General features: G+C 68.2%; 10 protein-coding genes and 1 pseudogene. 3 read left to right on the forward strand and 8 right to left on the reverse strand.

Features of this window, described 5'->3' with window-relative positions; genetic code table 11:
- The 3 genes and pseudogenes from AB0D10_RS26825 to AB0D10_RS26835 form a co-directional block, all read left to right on the forward strand.
- Positions 1–84 (forward strand): annotated as a pseudogene (locus tag AB0D10_RS26825) (transposase); the annotation flags it as partial.
- A 77-nt stretch (positions 85–161) separates the two neighbouring features.
- Entirely contained in the window at positions 162–785 is a 624-nt protein-coding gene (locus tag AB0D10_RS26830; RefSeq protein WP_360261070.1) for a DUF6000 family protein, read from the forward strand.
- Between the two features lie 59 nt (positions 786–844).
- On the forward strand, positions 845–1,120 hold the full coding sequence (locus AB0D10_RS26835) for a hypothetical protein (RefSeq protein ID WP_030216444.1): 276 nt from the start codon (positions 845–847) through the stop codon (positions 1,118–1,120).
- Between the two features lie 29 nt (positions 1,121–1,149).
- On the opposite strand, the gene AB0D10_RS26840 is transcribed toward AB0D10_RS26835, so the two are convergent.
- From AB0D10_RS26840 to AB0D10_RS26875, 8 genes are all read right to left on the reverse strand, one after another.
- Positions 1,150–1,371, reverse strand: coding sequence for a hypothetical protein (locus AB0D10_RS26840; RefSeq protein WP_360261073.1), 222 nt, complete (start codon positions 1,369–1,371; stop codon positions 1,150–1,152).
- Between the two features lie 215 nt (positions 1,372–1,586).
- Positions 1,587–2,399: a barstar family protein gene (locus AB0D10_RS26845; RefSeq protein ID WP_360261075.1), complete on the reverse strand. Its 813-nt coding sequence runs from the start codon at positions 2,397–2,399 to the stop codon at positions 1,587–1,589.
- A gap of 242 nt (positions 2,400–2,641) precedes the next feature.
- Positions 2,642–4,786, reverse strand: a complete 2,145-nt coding sequence (locus AB0D10_RS26850) for a site-specific integrase (protein WP_360261077.1) — start codon at positions 4,784–4,786, stop codon at positions 2,642–2,644.
- A 265-nt stretch (positions 4,787–5,051) separates the two neighbouring features.
- The gene (locus AB0D10_RS26855; RefSeq protein ID WP_360261079.1) at positions 5,052–6,299 is read right to left on the reverse strand and encodes a tyrosine-type recombinase/integrase; all 1,248 of its coding nucleotides are present in this window, start codon (positions 6,297–6,299) and stop codon (positions 5,052–5,054) included.
- 149 nt (positions 6,300–6,448) lie between these two features.
- Positions 6,449–8,329 (reverse strand): site-specific integrase, encoded by a 1,881-nt coding sequence (locus AB0D10_RS26860; RefSeq protein ID WP_360261081.1) that lies wholly within the window; start codon positions 8,327–8,329, stop codon positions 6,449–6,451.
- 343 nt (positions 8,330–8,672) lie between these two features.
- Positions 8,673–9,707 (reverse strand): site-specific integrase, encoded by a 1,035-nt coding sequence (locus tag AB0D10_RS26865; RefSeq protein WP_360261083.1) that lies wholly within the window; start codon positions 9,705–9,707, stop codon positions 8,673–8,675.
- The gene (locus AB0D10_RS26870) at positions 9,605–12,193 is read right to left on the reverse strand and encodes a site-specific integrase (RefSeq protein ID WP_360261085.1); all 2,589 of its coding nucleotides are present in this window, start codon (positions 12,191–12,193) and stop codon (positions 9,605–9,607) included. The genes AB0D10_RS26865 and AB0D10_RS26870 overlap by 103 nt, the downstream gene beginning before the upstream one ends.
- Positions 12,180–12,650, reverse strand: coding sequence for a site-specific integrase (locus tag AB0D10_RS26875; protein ID WP_360261087.1), 471 nt, complete (start codon positions 12,648–12,650; stop codon positions 12,180–12,182). Before AB0D10_RS26875 ends, AB0D10_RS26870 begins: the two co-directional genes overlap by 14 nt.
- Positions 12,651–12,977: the final 327 nt, after the last annotated feature.

Raw genomic sequence — 12,977 nt, forward strand, 5'->3', positions numbered from 1 at the left:
ATCCGCCGCTACATCATCTGGCGGAACAAGCACGCCGCCAACGAACGGCTACGCGAGGTCGTCACCAGGGCGAACGTTGCCTGATGCGGCACTAGCGATCGCTACTCGAGGCTCTGTGTAAATTGCTGGCAGCTGGGTCCTCGCCGGGCGAGGATGCAGCCATGCGCTATGCCAGCACCGACCCCGAGCTCATGGACCTGGTCCGACGATTCGTCACGCCCGGCCGGCGGTACCTGCGGCTGGGTGGAAGCTCGCTGCGGTTGAGCGGGCCTGAGCGCGACCTTTTCATGAGGGAGCTGGTCCAGGCTGCCGGGGAGATCACTCCCGCTGAGCTCGGCATCCTTTTCGAAGGCGGTTGGCGAGAGCGTAGGACTGCCTCCTGGCTGGTTGTTGTAGCTGGCAGGACCGAGTTCCGCAGCCGCATCGGTGAGCTCCTGCTGGCGAGCGGAGGCCCCTACGACGGGTCCTACTGCATCACTCTTGCCACTTTCGGCACCAGCGCGGACGCTGATCTGGTCTGCAGATACCTTGATCGCTACTTGCCTCAACCCGACCTCGTCTACGACCAGACCTTTGCTCTCAGCACACTGCTTCACCTCGATGCCGTCCTTGGGACCGAGCGAGCATCCCGATACCTTGCCGCCGGTGGCCTGTGGCAGCAGTGGACCGATGCCACGTCGAACATGGTGCGGGATCCGCAGGAGTACCGGCAGGTCGTGGACCAGCTCTGTTCCTTCGCCAGCGAGTGCGCTGAACTCTTCGCCAGAATGGAAACCAGGCGCTGATCCTCCCGGCCTGACCGCTGGATGCCGACTGCTTCGGACTCCTCGGTAGAGTCTGGGCAATGACAGGAAACCAGGGCCGCTGGCCAAAGTTCGACCAGGATGGTGGCATCGAGGACGTGACACTCCTCATCCTGGAATGGCTGGGTGGGCAGGGCGTGAATGCCATGATCAGGATTGATGCCGAGAGGGTGGCTGATAGCGCGCCAGCGTGGACGTTCGCAGCCAGCGGCGGTCCCTTGGAGCATGGCATGCGTGCTGATGGGAGGACTGTGCAGCAGTGCATGTCCACAGCCCTCTCCCAGCTGCGCGAGGCCGGGCTGTCGGTTCCGTTTTGATCCTCGTCTTCGCTCGCCTCTGGCTTCGATCATGACGTTGGTCGCGGCGTCCCAGCGGTTCCTCCGGCCCGGCTGAAGCCCGGCATGCCGAGCGGGACGGCAGCCGACTGTCTCTCGGCTAGTGCGTCGACCTGGGCGAGCTTGTCTTTGGCGCCGGTCAAGCTGACACGAAGCCCCTCAACCTCACCGAGCCAGCCTTCGCGCTCGGCCTCGGCGATGCGGGCAACGAGGTTGTCGCGGATCTCCTCCAACCGGCTGCGCTGGGCCGGGTCCGGCCGGAGGAGCGAGCAACGAACACAAGCTTATCCGAACTAGCCCAGGTGGCAGCCTGGCGGGGCGGATCGCAGTCGAGTTGCTCAAAGTAGTGGTTGGACATCTTGGCGCGAGGGAGTATTCGGGCGTGTCGCGCCGCCAACTGCTGGCCGGCCGACCGCCAGCGCGCGGAGCGCCACGGGCGGTCGCCGCCTCACTGCAGGACGACCTTGACCCCGTGGTCGGCGAAGATCTCAAGGAGAACCTCGAACAAGGTCTCAGTGCCCTGGTGCAGCGCACGCTGTCTCACGAGCCGTGTCCTGGCTACCTCCGAGTGCTGCCATTCCAACGTGAACGGAGGAGAAGCACCCCAGCCTCCTCCGAGACAGTCGTCCAAAGCGTCGAGGTTCCATCCGAAGTACCCGCCGGGCCCGTCGACCGCTTCGCCCAGCGCACAATAGAAGCTGTCGACGTCGACAACCTGACGGCCGTCCATCCTGAACACGTGCCCCGGTGCCCGGTCGCCGTTGTCGATCCGGTGCCGGTATCCCCGGGACAACATGGCCACGGACAACCATGCAAGGCGGCCCGCCGGGCCCATGGATCTCCACAGTCCATTTCGGTTCAACTGCCCGGTACGGATCAGTTCCCACACCCCGGCGGAGCCAGGAAGCGCATTTTGGCACCAGAGTCGGACCGTGACATCGAAGAGGTCCTTACTGAGAGCTGACGGCTTGACGGCGGTCACGGTGACGCCGCCGACGAAGTAAGACCCCATCGTGGCACCAGCGGCATCGAGCAGGGTCAGGTAGGCGTTCCCGGCGCAGGCGTCACGTCCACCGACACGGTCGAGAGCGGCTAGCAGCCCACCCTCCGGTGCGCATCCGCGCAAGTCGACCAACCGGTGGTCATCCTTGAGCGGCGTGAACAAGCCTGTGCAATCGTGAGCGAACCCCCAAGGGGTGTCCTCGTCGTCGTCGCCGGTCAGGGAGTACTTGAACTCTTCCCGTGCGCCTGTCGCTTCCATCTCACCCTCGTCATCTGCCGTTCCTGCAGGAGCTCAGGTGGGCCCTTCGAACGAGCTCGCCGTGCGTCCTGTCGGCATGGAGTATCGCCGAGTAGCGTGATCACGGCACAACTGATTACGGTTGCGCCGCCCGCGCCCAAGCCTGCGATTTCCTCCAAGATCTCTATCCGGGCATCCTGCCAGGCCCGGTTCTCCGTGAGAGCTCGGCATTTCGCGGGCGAAGATTGGGAACGCGCTGGCGCTCAGTCCTCGGACTCGGCGCTGCTTCGTCCGGCATCGCGGCGGAAGTCGGGCATGCCGAGGTGGACGGTGGACGGTTGCGCTGCCCGGTCGCGCATGGCCTCCAGCTTCTGCGCGGCGGCAGCCATGGTGGTCTCGATGGCGGCCACCTCGCCGAGCCATCCCTGCTCCCTGGCCTCTTGGAGCCGGTCGACGAGGTTGGCGTGGATCTCCTGGAGGCGTGGCATCTGGGCTGGGTCCACGAGCAGTAGGGGACATCTGACACAGGCGTTTTCATGCTGGCACGGGGTCGCGTAGTCACGGCCGCAGGTCCCCAGGGCGACCTTGCGGAGCTCGAAGTGGGAGAGGAACTCGTCCCGCTCGGTGGCGGTGAGCTCGCGGTACTCCTCGCTGGGCCGCTCGTTTCTGCGGCGGGCGATGAAGGCCCGGTGATGGGAGATCACATCTTCCGGGTAGATCGCGGCATAGCCCATGGTCGTGTCCAAAGCGGTGTGGCCGCAGATCTTCGCGGCGATGTGCGGGGGCAGTCCGGAGCGGATGGCGTCGGTCACGAAGATCCTTCTGAAGTCGTGGGGGCGCCATTCGAGCGGATCGCCGGCCACAGTGATCTGGGCGGACTGCGAGGTAGCGACCAGGCACTCGCGGATGTAACTGCGGGTCAGCGGCCGGTCCTCGGTGCCGTACCGGCGTTGGAACAGGAACGGCATGGGCGGGCTCCAGGTCTGCTCGAACACGTCGTAGGCCGACACCAGCGGCAGGGCGGCGTTCCCCGCCCGGACCCGGAAGATCACTGCGGTCAACACCTCCGCCAGCTCCGGGGAGACCAGCAACAGACGCTCCGCATCGGTCTTGGACGGGGCGACCTGCAGCATCGGGACCACCTCGCCGGTGGTGGGCAGCGTGTAGGCGATGAAGCTGTGGTGGGTGAGTTCCAGCATCTCCTCGATCCGGATGCCGGTGTGCCGCAGCACCTCCACCGTCGCCCAGGACCAGAACGCCGCCTCCTCCTCGTGGGTCAGGTTCCGCCGCCTGCCGGTGGCCACCTCGGTGACGTAGACGCGGCGGGCCTGCCCGGACCCGCAGCGCTCGAACTCCTCCCCGGAAACGAGGAACCGTCCACCCGTCGGCGTCGCGCGAGCCGCGGTGATGCGGGCCTCGGCGTCCTTGCGCTGCCGGTCGACGGCGCGAAGCAGGGCGGGCAGCAGCGGCAGCTGGGTCCGGGTCCGCTGGTCCATCCGGGACTTCACCCCGGACCTGGACTTCTTCGTCGCGCACTCGTTCGCCTTGATCGGACACGGCGCCACCCAGGGCGCCCACCGCGCCGGATCGTCGGCGGCCCAGCGGGCGATGTCCTGATAGAACGCCCGGACGAACACCAGCTCGCTGCGGAAGTTCACCCGCGGCCGCACCGGGTGGCCCTGGGCGTCACGGATGTAGGCCAGGCGTTCCTTCCACGCCTGCGCGACCTCGGGCGCCAGTCGCAGCGACTCGATGCCCGGATGGTGGATCTCCAGGTCGCGCCAGAACAACCGGCACAGGTTGCGGGCGATAGAACGCAGCGAGACGTGGTCGAGCTCGGGAGCCCGCTCGGTGAAGTACTCGACCAGCAGGTCACGGACGGCCCGGCACTCGATGCCGTACGCGTCGACGATCTGCTCGACGCTGCGGCGGCCCTCGATGCGAAGCGCCCGCAGCCGCAGCGGTGCGCTGGCCGGGAGCACGCCGGTCTCCTTGAGCAAGGCATAGAACAGTGGCCTGCCCGCGCTGCCACGGAAGTGGTGTTCCTCCAGTGCGGCGGTCAGCTCGATGCAGTCGCCGACGGTGATGTCGCTGACCAGGCCGCCCTTGCGGATCACGATCCAGGTGAGCTTGTTCAGGGCGTCGGACCTCGCTGTGGCTGTCGCGTGCTGGGCCAGTTGTTCGAGCCGCTGGAAGGCGTCGGGGTCGCTGGCGGCCCGGGACTCGGTGAGCATCACCGTCACGCGTTGCCGTAGCAGCCACGGGTAGCTGGGGCGGATGGCCTGCCCGGCGACCAGGAGGACCAGTCCCGTGGCCAGTTCATCGCGCCAGTGGCTCTTGGGTGTGCCGCGTCCCTGCAGGGGCAGATCGGTCCACTCGAAGCCGGCGTCGTCAGCCCCGCTGGCCATCCAGCGATCCTGCCAGGTCTCTCGACCTGGCCTTCGAGCCAGTCCAGCAGCTTGTCCAGGCCCCGCCGCCGGGTCTTGTCTCGGGTCAGGCCCGCACCGGGGTCGGTGAACAGTCCAAGCAGCCGCTCGACCAGGCTCTCCCGGCTCTGACGGGTCTGCCACCAGCTCGCTTCGCCGGCTCGCGGTTCCCACTCCAGCGCTCTGCCCGCCTCATGCGGTTCGACGGGCCTGGCGACGTCGGCGTTCACGGTCGGGTTCACCGGCTCTACCCGCCCACGGTCGATGTGCCGAACAGCGCTGCCAGGACCTCGGGGCGGTAGCCCGGCGCTGGCGGGGCTGGCGGTTTGGCCTGCTCGGTGCGCTGCCGCTCGTGGTGGGCCAGGACGTGGGCGACGACCTCGTCGGGAGTGGGAGCGATATAGATCTCCGTAGTGGTGATGTGGGCATGTCCCATGACCCACTGCACGTCGGCGAGGGTCAGGTTCGGATCGCGGACCATCCTCTTGGCCGCGCTGTGCCGCAGGTCGTGCAGGGTCCAGTTCGCGCCGAGCAGTTGGTTGGCACGGGTGAATACCATCCGGGCCGCGTCGTACTCCAGCGGGCGGAAGGGCCGTCGCAGCGTCCACCACAGCGGCTCTGACGGGTGCTTGGGGACCATGCCGCGCAGCTCTTGCTGGTAGAGCCGCAGCCACACGAACGCGTCGGCGGAGGCGGGAAGGTGCTGCAGGACCTGGCTGCCCTTGCGGACCACGCCGATCGTCTGGTCCCCGGGCGCGACCAGGCCCTGCAGGACGCCGAGCAGTTCAGAGGCGCGGGCGCCGGTGGAGATGTAGAACGCGATCAGGGCCCTGTCCCGGTTGTACTTCAACCCGGCGAACAGGTCGTTGAACGCCTGGTCAGGAATGATCCTCGGGGTTGGCTTGGGCTCCTTGGGCTGATAGGTGCCCCGGCGCGAGGGCCGCCGGAACGGCTGCATCGGGTTGTGATGCGCATTCGGACTCCCCTCGTCGGCAGCCCCGCCCTGCGGGAACGGGTTGATCAGCGGCCGGCCGTGGGTCTCTCGGTGGTACTCGTAGAACGAGCGGATCACCGCGCGAGCGTGCCGCCTGGTCCGCGTGGCATAGTTCTCGCCGGGCGCGGCCTTCCCCGTGACCGGGTTCACCGAGCCCGGGGCGGGTGCGTCGGGACGGCGCCGTCGGGGCGGCTTCTTCGTGGTCTTCAGCCACAGTGCGAAGTCACGGGCCTCGACGCGGCTCGCCAGATTCCAGGGAACGTCCACGGCGCGTAAGAACCGGACCCACGCCAACAGCTCATAGGCGTAGGACCGCAGCGACGTCGGACTCGCGTCGTCGGCGAGCATGTGGTGCAGGAATTCACTGACCGCCGCCACCTCGGTGCCATCGGCGTCTACGAGCCGGAACGGCTGCAGCGGGTCATCGCTCTTCTCGACGCGGCCGACCCGCGCCACCTTCAGTGCCGCCACGTCCCGGACCGTCGTGCTGCGCTCTGGCATCCGTACCTCCACGGGCCGACCTACTCGACGACACGCGATGAAACCAGATCCACCACCACACGCGCAGTCACGACGACCCGCCAGCGGTAGCCATAACCCCCATTGTCGTCACTATGAGTTGACCTGGAAGGGAGCCCAAACTAGTTCGGTCAACGGGACGTGTTCATGAATACATGGGCTGGAAAAGGCGCGAGCACAAGTGCCGATGGAGACCTTGCGCTTCTCAAAGTGTGCGAGGAATGCGTCCCATTCCTCCTCCGTGGGGTCCGATACTCATCGCCGGGTCGGGTGGCCCTGCGGCGGGCGATGAAGGCGCGATGGGCCTCGATGGTCTCGGCCGGGTAGATCGCCTTGTAGCCCATCGTCGTGTCCAGGCTCTTATGCCCGCAGATCACTTGGGCGATGTGCGGTGGCAGACCGTTAATGATGGCGTCGGTCACGAAGATCCTGCGGAAGTCGTGCGGGGAGAAGACGAGCGGTTCGCCGGCAGCGTCGGTCAGCCCGGTGGCGGACAGCGCATTGATCAGAAGCTTGCGGACCGCGGTCGGGGTGAAAGCGCGGTGTTCGGTGCCGATATCGCGCTGGAACAGCAGCGGCATCGGCGGGTTCCAGACCCGCTCGTGGACGTCGTAGGAGGTCACCAGCGGGATCGCGCCGCTGCCTCCTCGCAGACGACGGACGATGGTGGAAAGGACGTCCGCCAGTTCCGGGCTGACCAGCAGGAGTCGTTCGTTGTCGGTCTTGGATGGTGCGACCTGCAGCAGAGGCACGACTTCGCCGGTGCTGGGGAGCCGGTATTCGGTGATGCTGTGGTGGGTCAGCTCCAGGAGCTCCTCGTTGCGGATGCCGGTCAGACGCAGGACCTCGATCGCGGCGAAGGCCCAGAAGGCTTCGCTCTCCTCGTAGGTGAGGTTCCGCCGCCGCCCGGTCGAGGTCTCCTCGGCCCAGGTCAGGTGCCCGGCGGCCTTGGGCGCGACGGCTCTGGGCAAGGCTCCGGCGGTGTCGGGGATCAGATCCCCGGGTCGGGTGTGCTCGGCGGCAGTCAGTAGTTCGGCTGCGGCGCGTCGCCCGCGGTCGACGGTGTTGGTCAGCACCGGCAGGACGGGAAGCCGTTCGCGGGTGCGCTGATCCATCCGGACCTTGCGGTGTTTGCGGTCCTTGGCCTTGCTGATCTCTTCGTCGCTGATCGGGCAGGGCACCACCCACGGAGCCCAGCGGGCCGGCTCCTCCGCAGCCCAATGGGCGATGTCCAGATAGAAGGCGCGGACGCGGATGAGCTCGTCCTTGGCGTTCAGCCTGGGGCTGGCGACCTCGACGGCGGTGCCGTCCGGACCGATCGTGGTGCGCTTCTTGGTGGCGATGTCTGTCTTCCAGGCCCGGGCCAGTGCGGGTGGCAGCCGCAGGGAGTCGATGCCCGGTGAGAGCGCTTCGATCCGGGTCCAGAACAGCCCGGCCAGCGTCCGCGACACCGCGTCCACACTGGTGTAGTCCAACGACGGCTGCCGTTCGCGCAGGTAGTCCACGATCAGGTCGCGGACCGGGCGGCACCGGATCGGATAGCGATCCACGAGTTCTTCGATGCTCAGCTGGCCGGCGGCAAGCCCGAACGCCCGGATCGTGGCCGGGGCGTCCTCAGGGAAGACACCCAAGGCCCGCAGCCGAAGGTAGAAATCGACCTTGCGCTGACCTCCGCGGACATGAACACGGCGCAGAGTGTCGACCAGCTCCACGCAGTCGCCGACGGTGATATTCGCGATCGACCCGCCCTTGCAGGCCAGGAGCATCGCGATCCGGGTCGCCGCGATGGTGGCCTCGCCTCGGGCGCTGGCTGGCCCAGACTCGGCCAGCTGTGCCAGCCGTGCGAACCCCTCGGGGTCGCGGACCTCGGCCATGACCGGAGCCAGATGCTTGTGGGTGCGGGTGAGCATCCAGGCGAGGTCGGGACGGATGACGTCGCCGCAGACCAGCATCAGCAGCCCTGAGGTCAGGTCAACGCGCTCATACGACGGCGACAGCCCGCTCTGGCGCAAGAAACGCAGCGGGAGATCCGTCCAGTCCGCGCCGGGGATCTCCTCGGCGCAGCTGGCCTTCCACCGCTGCTGCCAGGTATCCCCAGGGAAGCTGGACAGCCAGCGCAGAAGCTTGGCGACCCCGCGCCTCCGCCCGGCTGGGTGGCGTTGGCCGCTGGCAAGTACGGTGGCGCCGTCAGCCGACGCAGTACCTCATCCGCCGACTGCGCTGTCGCCGGCCACCACGCCTCCGCGGTGCGGGGCGGGAAGCGTTCCCGCAGTACGTTGTTCCGCGCCCGGGCCTGTTCGGCTGTCGCATTCGTGGTCTGCAGTTGTCGGCGCGTCGAGTGTTTCGTGGTGATGGTCATGAAGACCGCCCGAACAGCACGTCCAAGGCATCCGGGTCGTAGCCGGGTGCCGGAGGCGGCGGCACCGGCTCGGCGCGCCGGGCGTGGTGGGCCAGCACCTCGGCCACGACCTCGTCCTCGCGCGGCGCGAGGTAGATCTCGGTCGTGGTCAGATGCGCGTGCCCGAGGACCCACTGGACGTCGGTCAGCGTCAGCGCCGGGTCGCGCACCATGCGGGCGGCGGCGCTGTGACGAAGGTCGTGAAGGGTCCAGTCGGCGCCGAAGGTGGCGTTTACCCGCTCGAACATGCGGTGGGCGCCGTGGTAGGTCAGCGGCTGAAACGGACGCCGCAGCGTCCACCACACCGGCTGCGTCCGGCCCCGCGGCACCAGCCCGTGCAGCTCCTGCTGGTAGAGCCGCAGCCACACGAACGCGTCCGCCGAGGCCGGCACCTGCTGCCGTGCTCGGGAGCCCTTCCGTACAACGCTGATCAGCTGCTGTCCCGGGTCGATGTCGCAATGCCGGACGCCGATCAGCTCCGAGGCCCGGACTCCGCTGGAGATCCAGAACGCGATCAGGGCCCGGTCCCGGTTCGACGGCAGCGCCGCGAACAGCGTGTTGAACCACTCGTCGGGGATCGAGCGCGGAATCCGGTGCGGGACCGTGGGTCGGTAGCGGCCTGTCCGCTTCGGCGCCCAGGCGTCCATCGGGTTGTGGTGTGCGTGCGCGCGGCCGGAGCGACGCGCCAGGTCGAGCGGGAACGGGTTGAGTAGCGGTCCGGATCCGGCATCACGGTGCAGGTCGTAGAACCTGCGCAGCACCGTCTCGCTGTGGGCGACGGTCGACGGGGCATAGCCGGGCCCTGGGGTGGTTTTCCCGGTCACCGGGTTCGGGGCGCCGACGGTGCGGGCTGGCCGCCGCTTGCCCGCGGTCGCTCGCGGCTTGACTGTCAGCTGGATCCAGCAGCTGAAATCCCGAGCGTCCACGAGTGTCGCTCGATCCCACGGCACTTCGACCGCGTGCAGGAACCGCCACCATCGCAGCAGGTCCATCCCGTAGGAGCGGACCGGTCGCCGCCGCCTTCCCGGCAGCGAGCAGTTCCTGGAAGAACACCGCGACCGGCGCCACGGCCGCGCCGTTGCCGTCGACGAGCCGGTAGGGCTCGTACCGGTCGCCGGTCTCCATCAGCCGACCCCACCGAGGAACGGCCAACCTCGACAGATCCCGCTCGGGCACACGATCGTCCATCACGACCGCAGACCGTACTGGGCCGCAACGTCACCTGTGCCCTGAACTGCACAATCAACCTGGTTCGTTCAGTCAACGGGGCGTGCTCGTGCGCGCAGGGCGTTCCGTAGGGTCGGCCGCAGGATCCGAGTTCGACCCGCCGCTTGTCGAAGTGCTCCTCGAATTCGGTCCATTCCTCGGGGCTGGGCCGGCGGTATTCCTCCTCGGGTCGCTCGGCGCGGCACCGGGCCAGGAACTGTTGGTAGTGGCTGATGACGTCCTCGTCGAAGACCGCGACGTAGCCGCGGGTGGTGCGGATATCGAGGTGGCCGAGCAGGGCCGCGCCGATGTGGATGGGCAGGCCGTTGTTGATCAGCTCGGTGGCAAACAACCTGCGGAAATCGTGCGGGGCGAACTTCACGCCGACGAACTCCGGGTGGGTGGCCTCCAGCTCCTGGCAGGCGCGGCGGATCATGCGCCAGGCCGTGGTGCTGGACATGCACCGCTGGGTGCCGCCGTGCAGGGTCTGGAACAGGTAGGGCAGTTCGTCGCTCCAGACCTTCTCGTGCAGGTCATAGCGCGCGCAGACCTGGACCGTGCCGTGCAGCTTGCGGTGGCGCCGGATGATCTGGGCGATGACGTGGAACAGCTCGGCGGACATCGGGATCACCCGTTCCCGGTCGCTCTTGGACGGGGTGATGACCAGGAGGGCGACGACCTCTCCGTTGGGTCGCTGGTATTGCCGGACGCTCAGGTGGCTCAGTTCCACCAGTTCCTCAGCCCGCAGGCCCGCCAGGCGCAGGGTCTCGACGACTGCCCACTGCCAGAACGCCTGGTTCTCCTCGAACGACAGTCGCACCAGCTCGCCGCTCCCGCGGTTGATCACGCGGACCGGCGGGCGGTTGTGGTTGATGTCGTCCCGGCTCAACGTTCGCAGCCATGTGGCGCCGTCGAACTGGAACTCCTCGCCCGGGGCGACGCTCTCGGCGGCATCCAGCAGCGCGCGCAGCCGGCTCCACGTGTCGTTGACGTGCTTGGACAGGATCGGCAGCAGGGGCTGGCGTTCGCGTGTCCGGTTGGCCATCCGCTCTTGCAGCCTGTGTCTGCGCCGGTGGAACCAGCGCAGATCGGCGTCGCTCACCGGGCAGGGTGCGACCCATGTTGCCCAGTGCTCCGGCTCGGCGACCGCCCAGGTGTGCAGGTCGAGGTAGAGGGCGCGGACCGCCATCAGCGGTCCGTCAACGTCCAGCCTCGGCTTCCCGCTCGGGAGCGTGACCAGGCGTTCCTTCCACTTGGTGGAGACCTCTTCGGACAGGCGAAGGTCCTTCTGTTCCGGGTTGATCTCCTCGATGGTCTTCCAGAACACCTTGGCCAGCAGGTGCGTGAGCTGGCGCTGGGTGGAGTAGTCCAGGCTGGCCGAGCGCCGGGTGATGTAGTCGACCAGCAGGTCGCGGACGGCGGGGTTGTCCAGCTTGTGGCGGTCGACGGCTTCTTCGACGGGCAGCTGGCCGCGGGTCACAGCGGCCCGCAGGGTGCGCGGGGCCGAGGCCGGGAACTGCCCCATGTCGTGGAGAACGGGCCAGGCCAGCGTGCCAGCGAAGGTGCCCGAACGCAGGGTCTCTCCGGACAGCCCGTGCTTGCGGCATTCGACGGCGTAGTGCAGCAGGGCCTCCGGCGTCAGACCGTCCAAATCGATACCGAACACCGTCAACGCGCAGCAGATGTCCCGCATCGTCCGTGTCCGACGCGGCTCCGAGACGGGCAACTGCCCGACGCGCAGGCAGAAGTCCTCAAGCAGCGGATCGCTCGCGACGCTTCGAAACCAGCGGGTGTAGACGGAGAACCGGTTAGCGTGGAAGGAGTGCAGGGTAGGGCGGATGAGCCTGATGGCGAAGGCATGGCCTGCCCCGCTGAACAGCCGGTAGCGCAGCTTCGTGTCGTCGCCCGCGAGGTCACCGACCGGCCTGTTCAGTTCGTTCAGGCCAGACGCCTCCCAACGCTCCTGCCAAGTCGCGCCCGGGAACGGCGCGATGCGCTGAAGGAACTCCCGGACATCGCGGCCCCGTCGCCACTCCTCGTTCGGGGAGGTCGCAAAGTGGCGCCCGACGGCCGCAGCCACTTCCTCAAGAGGGGCACGGCTGAAATCGCCGAGAGAACGGGGCGGCCGCGTCGGGGCCGGCGGCGGCGCCGGGACGATGGCGGTCGGCGCAAAGTTGCCGACGGGCGCTTCGGCGCCGGCCTCATGACGTCGGACCCGGTTGGTCGTGGGGCCCTTCACGCGCGCGCTGTCGCCGACCTTACTGCCCGGCACCGAACACCGCCTCGATGTCATCCGCCGCGTACTGCGTCGGCCAGGACGTCGGCTGCGCCGGCCGGGCGTAGTGCTCGGCGAGCTTGTCCACCAGGTCGTCCAGCCCGACCACGGTGTAGAGGGCGGTGGTGGTGATATGTGCGTGCCGCAAGATGGTCTGCACCTCCACCAGCGTCAGCTCCGGGTCCCGGGCCAGGCGGGTCGCGGCAGTGTGCCGCAGGTCGTGCAGGGTCCAGTTCGCGCCGATCGCCTCGTCCGCGCGCTGGATGATGCGGCGGGCCGCCCAGTAGGTGAGCGGCCGGCTCTCGCCCCGGCGAGTGCGCCAGACCGGCATCCCGTCCGGCGGCAGTCCGGCTTCTTCCAGGTAGGCCGCAAGGTAGGCCAGAGCCTGCGGGGAGGCCGGAACCGGCTGCCGGGGCCCGGGTGCCGGGCCCGCGTGCCCTTGGAGATCACCCACAACTGGCCCTTGGTCCAGTCGACGTCGCCCAGGCCAATGCCCAGCAGTTCCGAGGCACGGGCCCCGGAGGAGACGTAGCAGGACAGCAGGGCCTGATCCCTTGCGCAGCCCATCTGCGCGAAGAGCGCGTCCCACTGCTGGTCCGGCATCGCCCGCGGCTGCCGTACCGACGCCTTCGGCCGGAGCCGGCCCCGCCTGTGCTGGACGCGGGCCTCGATCGGGGAGCGGTGGGCCAGAGCTGTGCGGCGGGCCCGGTTCTCCGGGACCGGGTTGAGCAGCGGGCCGCGGCCGAAGTGCATGTGGAAGGCATAGAAGCCGTGCACGGCC

The organism is Kitasatospora sp. NPDC048545 (assembly GCF_040651155.1).
Taxonomy (GTDB): domain Bacteria; phylum Actinomycetota; class Actinomycetes; order Streptomycetales; family Streptomycetaceae; genus Kitasatospora.